A 14,623-nucleotide genomic window follows, 5' to 3' on the forward strand; every position below is an offset into this window, starting at 1 on the left:
ATGTTGCGTCCCACGCAGCCCGCACACAGCGCCGCAACGAGCTCCGCCGTGTTCGAACCCAAGGGTTCTCATCCCAGCGCACAAAAAAAGCCCAATCTTTCGATTGAGCTTTTTTGTGATCCCGCTGGGATTGGTTCAGCCACGCATGGCCCAAACTTAACCCTGAACCTTCTTCGGATCGAACCCAAGCCAACCCTTCCGTTCGAATCCCCAAAACGCAAAAAAGGCACAATTTCTTGTGCCTTCGTGATCCCGCTGGGATTCGAACCCAGGACCCATACATTAAAAGTGTATTGCTCTACCAGCTGAGCTACAGAATCGGTTAAATTTCAGAAGGAATCTTCCGTTGTTTAAAGTGATGCAAAGGTATGAAAAATATGGGTTATGCCAAATAAAATTTGAGATATTTTGGTAATGTCTCTTAAGTTTGTTGATAATCAGTCTAATAGGCAGTATTTAGCGGTTTATAAAAATAGGAGGGCTTCGATCATACGCTTCACTTAGTGCTCAAAGAAGAAAGCCTTCACGTATGTCAAGGCTTTTCATATTTGCTGGTGAATATAAATACGACCTTAAACTCAATCCTCCCGCGAGCCATCATCTGCCATACGCACAATTTTTGGGGAGAAAGTCGCCACGACATCTACCAAATCAACCTGCGCGGACATAACCGTATGAATATCTTTATAGGCCATAGGTGCTTCATCCATTCCGGCGCCCAGCAAAGTAATACCCGCATCGTCCAGCATTTGCTTTAGCTGCCCTTTTTGCAAAGTTTTAATGGCCTGCGTACGGCTCATCAGGCGGCCAGCACCATGCGAAGCAGAGTTAATGGCGATCTCCTTTCCTTTTCCGCGGACTAAAAATCCCGGCGTAGCCATCGATCCGGGAATAATTCCCATAGTACCTTCACCCGCCGGAGTAGCTCCTTTCCGGTGGACGATTACTTCCTGTCCTTCGAATTCTTCTTTCCAAGCAAAGTTATGGTGGTTCTCCACTTTAGCCAATAACGTTGCGCCCAATGCACGCGTTATCTTATCATGAATCACCTGATGACAAGCCGAAGCGTAATCACCCGCGAGATTCATCGCTAACCAGTATTCCTGACCTTCTGCGGTTTGCAGATCTAGGTAAGCAAGATTTTGTGCCTGATAGGGGAGTTTACAGATTTGCTTCGCTAGCTTCGTGTAATAATCAGCTATTGTTGCCCCCAATCCGCGAGAACCAGAATGTGTCAGCAAGGCTAAATACTTACCACGCTCAACGCCCAAGGCTTCATCTTTCTCTGCGAAATCCATAACTCCGAACTCCACGAAGTGATTTCCACCACCAGAGGAACCTAACTGCGTCCAAGCTTTATCCTTTAATGAGCGAACCAAGTCGTGCGTTTCAAATAAAGGATTATCTAAAACCGCGTGATCTACACGTTCCTGTTTCAAGTAACCGTTCCCCGCGCCAAAACGCGTATTGGTAAGCACGATCTGCTTCAACTTATCGTGGTTGGCTTCCAAGTAGCTGGCCGGCAAGTCAAAAACAGACAATGCCATTCGGCAGCCGATATCGACACCCACACCATACGGGATAATAGCATTATGCGTGGCCAGCACACCCCCAATCGGTAGGCCGTAACCTTGATGCGCATCCGGCATCAAGGCACCAGCAACCGTCACGGGAAGTGTCATGGCGGTATCCATCTGCTTTTTCGCGCCTTCTTCAATATGTTCTTCGCCGTAAACGCTGTATGCAACAGGGACCTCTTTTAAAGAAATTGTTTCCCGAGTAATGGCTTCAATGTTTAAAAGTACCTCTGCCAAGGGCTTAAATATTTTATCATGGACATAGCTTTCCGGATTTTCCAATACATTTTTGAAGTGGACTAACATCTGATCGCGGGTAAACCCGAGTCTTTTTTTATTGATCTTTAACGCCACACCCATCGCGTGGTTTTCTTTATAGCCTAAGGCAATCAAATCGTTGCCATTAATTCTTTTATTTTCCATTGTTTTACGTATTGTACAGTTGTTTTCTTATGCTCACAAGAAGCACTTCCAGCTTCTCGGTATCAGGTTCTTTTTGTATGTAAACATTCATGAGTATACAACAACCCTATTGCAGAATGCTGCGCTATCTCAAAAAGTTTATCTTGTATTGTCTTTTCCATTTTTTGCTTCTTTATTTCAAATCTTTCGGGTTGAATGCAAGGGACAACAACCTCTTTCCGTTATCCCTGGCGCCTCTTTCGCAATTCACTTTATAAACAAATGCCTTAGTTGCCTCATACAATGCTTCAGTGCGAGGCTGGCGGCATTTTTTATTTTGGTAAGTATTTGTATACTCAACAATACAAAGGTGCTACTGCTGCTACGCAGCTGTTTTGCGTAATAGCGTGTGTATTAACTATTATTTTGCAACTGCTTGAAAGAAAGTGTGGTAAATTTTATAAATCCATACAACTAGTATTCGAATGGATTTATTGCGCAGATGCATTGCGTAGTTAAAATAAACTGCCTAACTTTAAAAGACTATTTTCTAAATCGAATACTGTATGTCCATCAACAAACTGGCGCTAATTCGCTATAAAATTCTTGACGACTGTCTTCGGCAGACGCATCGCAAATGGACGTTGGATGACCTCATTGAAAAAGTTTCGGACGGATTGTATGAACTGGAAGGCATCCATAGTGGCGTTTCAAAACGGACAATACAAGGTGATATCCAACTGATGCGAAGCACCAAATTAGGATATAACGCCCCCATCAAGGTGCTAAAGCGGAAATTCTACACCTATGAAGATCCTAACTATTCCATAAGCAATTCACCTTTATCGGACAGCGATATGTCTAAAATGAAAGAAGCGGTGGATATATTAAAGCATCTGAATGGATTTTCTTATTTTGACGAAATGAGCGATATGATCGCGAGATTGGAAAACAATTTATCCAAGGGAGACGATGCTGTTTCCTATATACAAATGGAAAGCAACAAGCTGTTAAAAGGCTTGAACTGGATAACAACCCTGCATAAGGCTATACGTGAAAAGACGCCACTTCTGATTACTTACCAATCGTTCAAATCGAAATCGGCACAAGATGCGGTGTATTTTCCCTACTTGCTCAAGGAGTATAGAAATAGGTGGTTCCTGATCTGTAAGCCGAAAAAAGGAAAGACGCTAATTACCCTGGCTTTGGATAGGATGGAAGATGTTGCGGAAATGGGCAAGTCTGGTTTTGTGGAATACAATGGGGTTGATTTCGAACGCTACTACGCCGACACCATTGGGGTAACGAAATCGGAGAAGGATAGGGGGCAGCGCGTCGTGTTACGCGTTGACAAACATAATGCGCCCTATGTGTTAACAAAGCCAATCCACGACTCGCAACAGCTTTTAAAAACGGCAGATGATGGCAGTATTTTGGTGCGCCTGGATGTTGTGTTAAATTTTGAGCTCGAACGCGAAATACTTGGTTTTGGAGAATGTATCGAAGTGCTAGCTCCAAAGCGGCTCAAAGAGCAGATTAAGCGCAGGGCATATTGCACGTTGCAAAAGTACAGCGAATCAGCTTCGTATGATTGAAGGCGGATCCTGAGTCCGCCAATCTCTGCCGCTCCGTGGTATATACGGAAAGGAAAAGGACGTCTGCGGACAGATCGTTGCATCGAATTAAAAAAGAAAATGATTTTTATTGGAAATGGAAAATATTGAAATAACGAGGGTTACCGAAAAAGAAGTTCCACAATTGCAACAGATTGCTAGGAACACTTTTTACCAGACGTTTGCTGATAGCAACACGGAAGATAATATGCAGGATTATTTGGAAAATGGTTTCTCGATTGATAAAATCATAGCTGAGCTAAACAATGAGAATTCTGCATTCTATTTCGCAAAACTTGGCGAAGAAGTTATTGGCTACCTGAAATTGAACTTCGGCCAATCGCAAACGGAATTAAAAGACGAGAAAGCTGTGGAGATCGAACGGATTTATGTGCTGAACGAATATCATGGCAAGAAAGTTGGGCAAATGCTCTATGAGAAAGCCATCGAAATCGCGAGACGACAACAGGCTACCTACGTATGGTTAGGTGTTTGGGAGGAAAATCCCAGAGCAATTAGCTTTTACAAGAAAAACGGTTTTGTAGAGTTTGATAAGCATATCTTTAAATTAGGGGATGATGAACAAACAGATATTATGATGAAACTGAGTTTGATTTGCTGAGCGAACTAACTTTTGCCTTCCGAAGGTGACGATAATTTCTCAATTGTAATAGGTAGCAATCGGCTAGAGTTAAAGTTGCTCAAAATTGATTATAGAGTGTATAAGATTGTTTCACTTTGAAAAACAACGCAAAGAAACTAATGCATGCTAAACATCCCTATTTGGAAGGTGATGACCACGACAATTTTACGGATCAATTCTGTTTGCCCTGTAGAAAGCAATGCCTACACGCTAGATTTCCAGCCGCAAAAAAAATGTTAGAAATTTTGAATGTAGAGGCGAGGCTGGATGCGACGATGTTTTTCGCTTATTGCCATAAAAGAGAAGCGCGACTGCTCCGTATACGGGATCATTTTAATTTTCGTTATGCAAATAATCTTAAAAATAGCAGGTATTGCATTGCTTCTGGTAGGTGCTATCTTCACTTTTAAGCCAGATTTGTTGGGTAAGTTTCCAACATCAATTACCCCGTATGAGATCATCGAAAAGAGGGTGATGTGGGGAGTTTTGATTGGCTTGGGCATATTTTTAATGTGCCTCAATAACTGGTCGTCCTGGCGCTTGAATCTAACAGCGTTGCTAGCCTCATTGACCTTGGGTGTAATCGCGGCACGGCTAGCGGGGCTTGTTTTGAATGGATTTTTTATGAAACAAATATGGTGGCTGCTGATTGAATTGGCGGTTTTGGGCTTGTTTGGTTTTTTGTACTGGAAGCAAAAAACTTAAACCCGTTTCTGCTTGATGAGCTTTGCGTGAGGGATAGAAGCGGCATTCTTTTGTGGAGCATTGGCGAAACAAAAGATATAGCGGATAGCCCGGCCCGCTTGCGTGCCGCATTATAGCCTCGTGTGTTGGGGGGTGCAAAGGGACACGCCCCAATAAAAATGTCGAACTTTGTCTTCAAAAAATAAAAATACAGCCGTTTTAACTGCTATTGTTTCGGTTTTATTTTCGAGATTTGATTTGTTAATTTATTGAAAAATGAAAGTAATCATAACTGGTGCAACGGGAATGGTAGGCGAAGGCGTTTTATTCGAATGCTTGGACAATACTGCGGTATCGGAAGTATTGGTCATTGGCAGAAAGCATTGTGGATTGACGCATTCCAAACTTAAAGAACTTATTGTAAAAGACTTTTCGGAAGTTAAAAATCAATCGGATATGCTGACACAGTACGACGGTTGTTTCTTTTGTGCCGGCGTGAGTTCGGTGGGTGAAAGCGAGGAAAGTTTCACCAAAAAAACTTTTGATTTTGTCGTTCCTTTCGCATCTTCACTTGCGGAAATCAATCCTGCGCTAACATTCATCTATGTATCTGGAAACCGTACCGACAGCACCGAGAAGGGCAAAGTGATGTGGGCTAGGGTGAAAGGGCGCACGGAAAATGCATTGATGAAGCTGCCTTTTAAAGGACAATATAATTTCCGGCCTGCAATTATGACTGGATCTAAAGGGCAGAAAAACGTTAAAATGCTCTACAAGATAATGGGGCCGCTGATTGCGCCTTTTATTTCTGCAAAAACCTTAAAGCTGTCGGTGGTCGGAAAAGCAATGATCAATGCGGTATCAAAAGGGTATCCCACCCAAATTTTAGAGGTGGATGATATTCTTATGCTAGCGAAATAAAAATATTTAATCCCAACCTGGTGCTTTTTAGAACTGAATTTTATATCCGCACTGCTTTTTTTATTTCTTTTTAGTATTTTGGGATATCTTAAAACGGCTTTTCCTGCACGGATGCAAGTGAGCGGTTTGTTTTTTGATGTTTTTTTTCTTTGGCCGCAATCATGAAATCGTTGTCAAAACTTTTTATTATGAATACCTTATAGACTAAAAAACAAGATATGGACGTTCAAAATTTAGAGAAAATTGGGGGTCTGCGGAGATCCCAACTGAATTAGAAAAACTAATCGATTTTCAAAACAATGTATCCTACTATGAAAGCTATTCTGATGGTTTTGGTGTTTTGATCGATGATAAGTTGGGGCTGAAAAGTTGGAGTGAAGATCCAGCGTTTTTGGCGCAATTATACTCTTTTGCGCAGGCGAACGGGTCAGGTTCTTTTTATGCGATCTGGAACGACGGCACTGCTAAACCGATGAGCGAAATGCCGATTGTAGTTTTTGGTGATGAAGGTGGCGTGCATATCGTCGCCGAGAACTTTGTGCAATTACTGCATCTGCTTACTTTCGATACGGAAATACACGTAGATTTTGATGGAGTTTATTTCTACAAGGATGAGGAAGATTATGAGGAGAGCGAGGATTTGGAAGAATTTTTGGATTGGGTGAAGGAAAATTATGGTCTCGACCAAATTGAGGAACCTGATGAGCTTATGGAAGCTGCACAAAGCAAGTACCAAGCGGTATTTGAGGATTGGTTTGGACAGTATTATAGTGATGAAGAATAATTTCCAACAATGATAACAGATGGCCAGACCAACTTCGTATATCTCGCAGACACATTGCCTGTCCGATATCCGGAATTTTATCAACGATTTGAGAACACCTTGAGAAACTGTGGCAGTCCATTCGGCCTTTTGCCGCAGACAAAAGATGTATGGGCAGTAAACTGCACCTCTTTCAATCTCATTATAGCTGATCTATGTATTCCATTATTTCCAACTTTTTTAGCATTCATAAAAAAACTTCTTCAGCATGAAAAGAACAAAGGAAAATTTTATTGTCATAACTGGAGGGCCTGGTGTTGGGAAAACAACGTTGATAGAAGTGCTGCATCAACAGGGATTTCAGATTGTCGAAGAAGATGCGCGAAAAATAATAAGAGACCAAATTGCAACGCGAAAAGATGGTTTACCATGGAAAAACAAAGCACTGTACGCGGCGCTTATGCTTGAAGCGTCTATGAAAAGTTACGATGATATGATGTGTTCCGAAAATACAGGTTTCACTTTTTTCGATAGGGGCGTGTTAGATTCCATCTGCTACATGGGTATGGAGAATATCCCAATTACAGAGGAAACGAAAGCATTGATGAAACAATATGCTTATAATAGCAAAGTCTTCATACTACCGCCCTGGAAGGAGATTTACGAAATAGACAGTGAAAGAAAGCAAATTTGGAGTGAGGCTGAAGCTACTTTCAACAACATGCAGGAAACCTATCTCGCATTTGGATACGACATCGTCGAAGTCCCGAAAATTACGCCCGAAGAAAGAATGCAATATATCCTGCAGCAGGTGGGAAATAATGGCCGTTCTGTAAGAATTGGTTAGCAGCCGATCGATCCTCTTAAAAATTGTGAAGTTAACATGTTCGTGAGCCAAAAGAGCGGTGCTGCAGCCATAATTTTGCAGGCACGGATGGTATAATTGTCTTAGGAAGAACGTTCTTCGGTACAGTAATTAATGCTCTACAATGTTGGGAAGCCTAGATTACGAAGAATGAATAGCGTTAGCTGAGCGGCTAGTAGCCATCCAAAACAGAAGTCACGATTTGAAAACTATTTCCAAAATCGGATGGCTCCTTGTTACGTATAAGAACTCGGTTCAATATTAGTCATTGTATGTGGTTAAATAGATGAACCCCAAGCATCCTTTTTGATCTTGGGGTTCACGCGACAAATTTTAATAGTGTTTCGGTATTTTACCATGCCGTCATGCTTATGTGATAACGACAGATGTTTTTAATGAATACTATTTTAGGGCATTAATGATTCCCTCGGAGTATTGCATACTTCGAGAGACGTTCCCTGCATTGTCCAATGTTGAATAATCGGCATCCATGATAAAGTTCATCATTCCTGTTCCTGGTGAATTGCTTTTTAACCATTGGGCTATCTTCACCTCCTCACCTCTTGGTGTCGCTTGTCCTGGATTTATTGCGGGCCCACCGCCTACACCAATAAGAACTTTCTTAGCATCTCCCATGGCTTCCGCATAGGGTGCAAGAACAGAAGCCACAGTACTTGATGTGTTCCAATACGTCATGGTGTTCATGTAATTAAGATACTGCGCTCCATCTCGGATAAAAGATAGATTGTGGTTGCTAAAATCTACAACAGCAAGGATTTTATTGTTGCCCGATTCCGGACCAAAATATTTTCCCAAGGCGGGAATAAGAAAAGGTGTTGTTGGAACGCCTTCTAAATCTATCTCAACACCATCCAGCTGCCATTTCTCCGTGAATTCATAACAGGCGGAAGCAAAAGCATCTGCATCTTGCTCATTTTGGACGTCGGGTGTGAATATAGAGAAGATCACTGCGATGCCGCGGCTCTGTATATTTCGAATGCCTTCTACAATATCTGCGGGAATCTCTTCAGACTGTTCTTTGGCTTCGTAAGAGCTAGCAAATCGATTTGTAATAACCCATGCTCCTGTTGACGCGTCTTTATGTTTGTCGAAAACGAACAGGTGGACAATGTTTGTTCCATCGGGGACATCTTCTGCCTTCACTAATCCAAAATTAGCGATTTGATATTCAGGTAGCAAACCCCAATACTCGGCGAAAAGCGGGTAGTTAAGCGAAAAATTGTTTGCTACTGGTTGTGCCGGCTCTGTGTACACCGTTTCCTTTTTGCAGGACAAAATGCTTGCTGCCCCTAATACTCCTATCATAATAAGAGTCCACATTCTTTTTTTTGTCATAATTACTGAAGTTTAAATTATCTTTTTAATGATTAACTTGTGATAATACAGTTGAATTCGGTTAATGTTTTGTTATTATATAAAATTATTAATCTTTGATTTCCCTATTTGTTTTCCTGATGTCTGTGAAAATGGCTTTAATAACTTGCAGGCAGGATTTGTTGTCCTTAATTGTTTACATTCAAAGAATTATTTTTTTAAAAGCAAATACTCCATGCTTGTATTTATTAGGCGCTCCATTGGGGAGCTGGTAAACGTATTCTTGAAATTAATATCACCGACTCCCCTGAACTGACTTCTAAAGACCTAATCTTTGCATTAAAAGATTCCGCAGATGCATTTGTGCTTTTATTGTCAAAGTAGTTCAATATATCTTTTTATGGTGATGTTGATTGTTCTTGAGACGGTGTTAAAGACTTGTATCCTGCTCTTTCAATCAATCGCTGGTTGATATGCTGCTGCGTATTTCGTCCTGTATGCATGCGCAGCAGATCACTCAGGTAGTTTAAAAATCGGTTCATAAGTTGTGCGATGTGCTACGCAGTCAATAGTTGTTGCGCTGGTTGATCGGTGTAAAAGTGGGTGTCAACGAGAGGTTCCAATTTGGTAAGGATTTATTGCTGGCCCACCGCCTACACCAATAAGAACTTTCTTAGCATCTTCCATGGCTTCCGTATAGGGTGCAAGAACAGAAGCCACGGTATTTAACGTGTTTCAATACGACATGGTATCCATGTAATTTAGATTGCGCACCATCTCGGATAAAAGATAGGTTGTCGCTCAAAACCATCTATCAGCCATTTCTCCGTAAATTCATAACTAGTCAATTTATATTTTATGATTGGAGTAGGTTCGTTGCCCAATGCAGCTTTAAGATATAAAAGGTAATGTGCTTCCATAAAGACTCTTTATATTTATTAAAACTTTTTAATCTGAGTTTATACCTGTTTAATAAAAACAGAGATTTTGTTACAACTTCCCCTAATCCAGCTACTCCTGTCGTGTTCATAGTCGTGAACTTTGTCGTAGAAAATAAAATTGTATGGACATTTTTTGAATATTGACGACAATAGGAATTGCGAGTATGTGCTCACAAGCGATGGCGGTCAATTTTGATGATACTGCATGTCAAAATTTTTGATCCAAATTCTTTAATTGCAAACAAAAAAACAAATCATTATGTATACTATAAAACCAGAGCAGACTATTATTGATTTCGCAGATCATCAAGCTCCTGTGTCAAAAAACGTTCTTAATGATGGCTTTCGTTCCAAGCGGGCGTTATCAGTCATTGAAAAAGAGAGACTAGATATTGATTTTAGCTGCTTTAAGAGCTTACAAAAAGAGAAGGAAGAGATTGGATTTGTAACATATTCTCCGAATTTCAATATGAGCAACAGCAGTATCACAGTGATCTATACAGCTAATATGAAAACGTTGAAGAAACTCAATCTTACCAATGGTCAGTTATCAAAGTTCATTAAGTCATTGGATATGGGAAAACTAGTGCGATATGACCATCAACCGAAACTCTAGGCGGCGTTAGACTCTTCTACACCTGTCGATAACGAAAAAAAATAATTGGTTTAATCTTAGAACTATGATAATGGATATTGCAAGTATATTTAAGTTACAAAAGGATTTTTTTAACTCTCACCAGACAAAGGACATTGATTTTCGCAAGGATATGCTCGTAAAGTTAAAGCATATTTTGAAAACAAATGAAGATCAGCTTTATGATGCGATCTATAAAGATTTTCGGAAAGGCAAATTCGAGACCTTTCTTACAGAACTTAACCTGGTGTATAATGAAATAGATTTTTTTCTAAAAAATCTAAAGAAGCTGAGTAAACCAAAAAAGGTCAAAACAGCACTGAATTTACAGCCCGGCAAGAGTTATATTCATTACGATCCCTTGGGAGTTACACTTGTTATTGGCGCATGGAATTACCCTTATCAATTAACATTGAGCCCAGTGGTCAGCGCGATTGCAGCCGGAAACACCTGTATGATAAAGCCCAGCGAACTTCCGGAAAATACGATGCACCTGTTAGCGGATCTAATTAATACTAATTTTTCTTCAAACTATCTTCATGTTGTGCGTGGAGGTGTTCCGGAAACGGGGGAACTTTTGAAGCTCCGGTTTGATAAAATATTTTTTACGGGAAGTCCAAAAGTCGGAAAAATTGTATACGAGGCTGCGGCAAAGAATTTGGTTCCTGTTACGTTGGAGCTTGGAGGTAAGTCGCCTGCCATAGTCACAGAAACTGCAGATCTTGATGTTGCTGTAAAAAGGCTGGTCTGGGGAAAATTCCTGAATGGCGGACAAACCTGTATAGCTCCCGATTATCTGCTTGTCGCGGAATCGGTAAAGCCTAAGTTCCTACAATTGATTACAGAGAAACTTCAAGAAATTGATTATTCCGATGGTGCCGAGCATTATACAAGCATAATCAATAAACGGAATTTTGACCGGATCCTTGGTCTGGTAGACCAATCAAAAGTGATATACGGCGGGAATTTCAATGCAGAGTCCCTTTACATTGAACCTGTCATTATGGATCATGTAGGCTGGGAAGATCCTGTGATGCAGGAGGAAATATTTGGTCCGGTTTTACCGGTTATCACCTACAGTAATTATGATGATGTTCTCAATAAAATAATCGAAGGTGAAAAACCATTGGCTGCTTATTTATTTAGTAACAATGAAGAAGAAAAAGATAAGCTTTTAAAATTGGTTTCTTTCGGTGGTGGATGTATCAACGATACACTTATGCATATTACCAATGACTATCTCCCTTTTGGAGGTGTCGGGAATTCCGGAATCGGAAACTACCACGGTGAATTTGGCTTTCTAACATTCTCCCATCAGAAATCGGTTATCGAAAAAACGACGTGGGGGGAGCCCGACTGGAAATATCCTCCTTATACAGATAAAAAGATGCACTGGCTGAAAAAGGTGCTGTAATAGAAATTTTATTACAAGTTCACTAATTCAGATACGCTGCTTTTAGGCTGATTACTGAACTTTGTATACTAATTTAAACAGCAAAAGTCATGCAAACGATATTAGGGGCTAACGGTCAGATTGGCGAGGAGCTCGCGAGAGAACTTAAAAGAAATTTTACTTCATCTATACGGATTGTTAGTAGGGATGCAACAAAAGTAAACGACACGGACGAGGCATCTCCCGGTGGATAAAAGCCATCCTACCTATAACGAATTTATCCGAATAGCTTCAGTAATTTACGGCAGCGATCTGAAATATGCGGTTGTCCCAAAATTGATGTCCAAAATAGGTTCTTTCTTCAATAAAAATGCGAAGGAACTACTAGAGCTTCTTCCCAGATATGCATATGACAATATATTTGATGATGCAAAATTCAGAAAGAAATTTCCGGATTTTCAGGTCACAACATATTGGCTAGGTATTAGTATAATATAAGAAAAACATCTTTCATATAACGAAATAAATAATTAAATTAGTCGTGTACAAATCTGAAAATCAGCATATGAAAACTCCGGAGAAAGTATCGTCAATAGGCACACTTTATCAGTTTTTGGGATTGAGGAGACCTGTAAACTCATTGATCAGTGTGTTTAGCTTTGAAGATGTTAAATTGCAACCGGATACTATGCTTAGTGCCATAACTACTGATTTTTATGTTATTGCTTTGAAAAAAAACTGTGCGGGTGGAAAATGCAGGTATGGGCAGCACTATTATGATTTTAATGAGGGCATTATGTATTTTATTGCTCCACATCAGGTCCTTCAGTTTGATGATATAATCCTTAATGGAGTACGAGGATTTGTTTTGCTGGTACATCCGGATTTTCTACATGGATATGGATTAGCATCCGATATTAAAGAATATGGTTATTTTTCCTACGCTGCGAATGAAGCATTGCAGCTTTCGGAAAAAGAAGAGAAAACAATTTTTGATATAATAGGTAACGTAGGGGGTGAAATTGAAGGGAATATGGATACATTCTCACAGGATCTCCTTGTCTCAAATCTCGATCTGTTATTGAAATATTGTAACCGCTATTACAACCGCCAGTTTTTGACTAGAAAAAAGGTAAATAGTGACCTTCTTTCAAAGCTGGAGCTGTTATTGGATGATTATTTTAGAAATGATAGATTAAGCATTAATGGTATACCCTCAGTTCATTTCATTGCTGATCAACTACACCTGAGTGCGAATTATCTGAGTGATATGTTAAGAGTGCAAACAGGGAAAACCACACAGCAGCATATCCAGAGCCGATTGATAGAAAAAGCAAAAGATTTACTTTCTATGACCTCAATGTCGGTTTCTGAAATTGCTTACCAGCTTGGATTTGAACATCCGCAATCATTTCACCGTCTTTTTAAAAGCCGAACATCATTTTCTCCACTGGAATTTAGATCATCAATTAAATTTGGCTGCTCTATTTAATAGCATTTAAATACAGAGATTCGGTTACAACTACCTGTAATTCCGCTACGCTCAAACAATGATTTCTTATCAACTTTGTAATATTAAAAAAATATCGGCATGATGAAAATCTTAATTATAGTAACCAATATTGGTAATTACGCAAGTGGTAATTTAAAAACCGGTTTGTGGCTTAGTGAGCTCACTCATATCTACCATGCAGCTAAAGAGAAAGGTTATGAGATTACTATTTCAAGTCCCCGGGGTGGTAACGTTCCGATAGATCCCGAGAGCCTAAAGCACTTCACACTAGATAAAATTTCTGAACAATATTGGAGCGAAGGTGATTTTCGGTTATTGCTTGAGAATATTGAACAACTCGCTGCGCTTACCCAGCAAGAATATGATCTCATCTATTTAGCTGGGGGACATGGTACGATGTACGATTTTCCAGACGACTCTACTATACAATCAATGGTTAGGAATCAGTATGAAAAACAAAAGAAAGTCGCTGCGATCTGTCATGGAGTAGGTGGATTGTTGAATGTTAAGCTTAGTGACGGAGAGTATCTGATTAAAGGAAAATCAATGACCGGATTTGACTGGTTCGAAGAAACTATAGCGAGAAGAAAACGGGATGTGCCATTCAATCTTGAAGCTGCCATTAAAGAGCGTGGCGCAGATCTTAAGAAGGCTTTTATTCCTATGACCTCCAATGTTGTTGTCGACGGTAATTTAATAACAGGGCAAAATCCGTTCAGCTCAAGGGAAATGGCGAAAGTGGTTATAGAGCAACTTGAAAAGAAATAAACTTATTGGTTTCTACGATTTCCCCTGCTAAAGAAAGCGTATGGTCTGGGTATGGCACTTGGCGATATCTTCAATAGGTGCAAGGACAAGAAAGTAGCTTTTACCACGCTTGGCCTGTAGCACAATCTGGTAGAAAGTTCCGGTATAGCATCTTTTGAACGTGTTGCCCGGTCGATTGCAGGGATCATACCGAAATCCTTCACTATTTCGATAACAGGAGCACGAATGCTTCAGCCGAGTCCTTCAATGCAAAGCTTAAGGCTTTTCGAAGTGTGTTCTGGGGTGGTAGGGATACACAATTCTTTCTGTACAGGGTAATGAAATTGTATGCTTAGTTTTATCTCCCCACAAGAATTCGGTATGATCTGTTCGAACCCAGACCAACCCTTCTGTCCGAATCCCTTAAATAGCAGAAAAGGCACAATTTCTTGTGCCTTCGTGATCCCGCTGGGATTGGCTCAGCCCCGCATGCCGCCGGCACTGCCCTGAGCCTTCTACGGATCGAACCCAGACCAACCCTTCTGTTCGAATCCCCAAAACGCAGAAAAGGCACAATTTCTTGTGCCTTCGT

The 14,623-nt window shown here is 40.5% G+C and carries 16 protein-coding genes and 1 tRNA gene; 12 read left to right on the forward strand and 5 right to left on the reverse strand.

Annotation, left to right across the window (positions count from 1 at the left end):
* Positions 1 to 247: 247 nt before the first annotated feature.
* Both DI53_RS13560 and DI53_RS13565 read right to left on the reverse strand, forming a co-directional pair.
* Positions 248 to 320, reverse strand: a tRNA-Lys gene (locus DI53_RS13560).
* A gap of 258 nt (positions 321 to 578) precedes the next feature.
* Positions 579 to 2,000, reverse strand: a complete 1,422-nt coding sequence (locus DI53_RS13565) for an RtcB family protein (RefSeq protein WP_037500612.1) — start codon at positions 1,998 to 2,000, stop codon at positions 579 to 581.
* 545 nt (positions 2,001 to 2,545) lie between these two features.
* Between DI53_RS13565 and DI53_RS13575 the strand changes: the two genes are divergently transcribed.
* The 6 genes from DI53_RS13575 to DI53_RS13600 all read left to right on the forward strand — a co-directional run bounded on the left by DI53_RS13575 (position 2,546) and on the right by DI53_RS13600 (position 7,450).
* A complete protein-coding gene (locus tag DI53_RS13575; RefSeq protein WP_037500616.1) occupies positions 2,546 to 3,574 on the forward strand; it encodes a helix-turn-helix transcriptional regulator in 1,029 nt (342 codons plus the stop codon).
* A gap of 115 nt (positions 3,575 to 3,689) precedes the next feature.
* Positions 3,690 to 4,214, forward strand: coding sequence for a GNAT family N-acetyltransferase (locus tag DI53_RS13580; protein ID WP_037500618.1), 525 nt, complete (start codon positions 3,690 to 3,692; stop codon positions 4,212 to 4,214).
* A gap of 366 nt (positions 4,215 to 4,580) precedes the next feature.
* Positions 4,581 to 4,940, forward strand: coding sequence for a DUF4345 family protein (locus DI53_RS13585; protein WP_131555278.1), 360 nt, complete (start codon positions 4,581 to 4,583; stop codon positions 4,938 to 4,940).
* A 255-nt stretch (positions 4,941 to 5,195) separates the two neighbouring features.
* Positions 5,196 to 5,840: an NAD-dependent epimerase/dehydratase family protein gene (locus tag DI53_RS13590; RefSeq protein ID WP_037500622.1), complete on the forward strand. Its 645-nt coding sequence runs from the start codon at positions 5,196 to 5,198 to the stop codon at positions 5,838 to 5,840.
* 340 nt (positions 5,841 to 6,180) lie between these two features.
* Positions 6,181 to 6,624 (forward strand): hypothetical protein, encoded by a 444-nt coding sequence (locus tag DI53_RS13595; RefSeq protein ID WP_052072406.1) that lies wholly within the window; start codon positions 6,181 to 6,183, stop codon positions 6,622 to 6,624.
* A gap of 247 nt (positions 6,625 to 6,871) precedes the next feature.
* Entirely contained in the window at positions 6,872 to 7,450 is a 579-nt protein-coding gene (locus tag DI53_RS13600) for an AAA family ATPase (RefSeq protein ID WP_037500624.1), read from the forward strand.
* Positions 7,451 to 7,870: 420 nt separating this feature from the next.
* Here the strand turns inward: DI53_RS13600 and DI53_RS13605 are convergent, their stop codons facing one another.
* The 3 genes from DI53_RS13605 to DI53_RS20365 all read right to left on the reverse strand — a co-directional run bounded on the left by DI53_RS13605 (position 7,871) and on the right by DI53_RS20365 (position 9,345).
* Positions 7,871 to 8,824 (reverse strand): EndoS/ChiA family endoglycosidase, encoded by a 954-nt coding sequence (locus tag DI53_RS13605; protein WP_037500629.1) that lies wholly within the window; start codon positions 8,822 to 8,824, stop codon positions 7,871 to 7,873.
* A 227-nt stretch (positions 8,825 to 9,051) separates the two neighbouring features.
* Positions 9,052 to 9,192 (reverse strand): transposase, encoded by a 141-nt coding sequence (locus DI53_RS20080; RefSeq protein ID WP_241462430.1) that lies wholly within the window; start codon positions 9,190 to 9,192, stop codon positions 9,052 to 9,054.
* A gap of 9 nt (positions 9,193 to 9,201) precedes the next feature.
* Positions 9,202 to 9,345 (reverse strand): hypothetical protein, encoded by a 144-nt coding sequence (locus tag DI53_RS20365; protein WP_157836784.1) that lies wholly within the window; start codon positions 9,343 to 9,345, stop codon positions 9,202 to 9,204.
* Between the two features lie 658 nt (positions 9,346 to 10,003).
* On the opposite strand from DI53_RS20365, the gene DI53_RS13610 reads away from it, so the two are divergent.
* The 6 genes from DI53_RS13610 to DI53_RS20085 all read left to right on the forward strand — a co-directional run bounded on the left by DI53_RS13610 (position 10,004) and on the right by DI53_RS20085 (position 14,387).
* Positions 10,004 to 10,360 (forward strand): hypothetical protein, encoded by a 357-nt coding sequence (locus DI53_RS13610; protein ID WP_037500631.1) that lies wholly within the window; start codon positions 10,004 to 10,006, stop codon positions 10,358 to 10,360.
* A 64-nt stretch (positions 10,361 to 10,424) separates the two neighbouring features.
* Positions 10,425 to 11,792: an aldehyde dehydrogenase family protein gene (locus DI53_RS13615; RefSeq protein WP_206538037.1), complete on the forward strand. Its 1,368-nt coding sequence runs from the start codon at positions 10,425 to 10,427 to the stop codon at positions 11,790 to 11,792.
* 89 nt (positions 11,793 to 11,881) lie between these two features.
* Positions 11,882 to 12,025, forward strand: a complete 144-nt coding sequence (locus DI53_RS20580) for a hypothetical protein (protein ID WP_206538038.1) — start codon at positions 11,882 to 11,884, stop codon at positions 12,023 to 12,025.
* A 311-nt stretch (positions 12,026 to 12,336) separates the two neighbouring features.
* A complete protein-coding gene (locus DI53_RS13625) occupies positions 12,337 to 13,263 on the forward strand; it encodes a helix-turn-helix domain-containing protein (protein WP_081939462.1) in 927 nt (308 codons plus the stop codon).
* Positions 13,264 to 13,362: 99 nt separating this feature from the next.
* Entirely contained in the window at positions 13,363 to 14,052 is a 690-nt protein-coding gene (locus DI53_RS13630) for a type 1 glutamine amidotransferase domain-containing protein (protein WP_206538039.1), read from the forward strand.
* Between the two features lie 194 nt (positions 14,053 to 14,246).
* A complete protein-coding gene (locus tag DI53_RS20085) occupies positions 14,247 to 14,387 on the forward strand; it encodes a transposase (protein ID WP_206538040.1) in 141 nt (46 codons plus the stop codon).
* Positions 14,388 to 14,623: the final 236 nt, after the last annotated feature.

It is taken from the genome of Sphingobacterium deserti (assembly GCF_000757725.1).
GTDB classification, from domain to species: Bacteria; Bacteroidota; Bacteroidia; order Sphingobacteriales; family Sphingobacteriaceae; genus Sphingobacterium; species Sphingobacterium deserti.